Origin of the sequence: Tritonibacter sp. SIMBA_163 (genome assembly GCF_046535935.1) — a bacterium.
Taxonomy (GTDB): domain Bacteria; phylum Pseudomonadota; class Alphaproteobacteria; order Rhodobacterales; family Rhodobacteraceae; genus Epibacterium; species Epibacterium scottomollicae.
Genome location: NZ_JAWJBP010000791.1, coordinates 1 through 257, shown reverse-complemented (window position 1 = coordinate 257; position 257 = coordinate 1). Strand labels below are relative to the sequence as shown.

Genomic DNA, 257 nt, shown 5'->3' with positions numbered 1-257 from the left:
CCCTAGGTTACGCCATCGTAGCCAGAAGCGTTTTGGAAGCCTTTTTACTCAGCGGCCTAGTCATTGCGCTGTTTCATATTTTTATTACTCGCCCACTGTTAAAAGTGCACGCCGCCATTACCCAAACAGACCCCACGCGGCCTGGCCAGTGGCCTAAGCCCACTCTTAAAGGGCATCACGATGATGAATTGGGTCATCTGGTAGAGAGCTTGGATCACCTGCTGAATGCATTCCAGTCAGGCTTAGAGCAGCGTGAC

1 protein-coding gene is annotated in these 257 nt (G+C 51.8%); it reads left to right on the top strand.

What is annotated here, in order from left to right:
• Nucleotides 1–257 (top strand): hypothetical protein (locus tag R0J92_RS24485; RefSeq protein ID WP_411053596.1); only part of this gene is annotated, 257 nt, incomplete at both ends.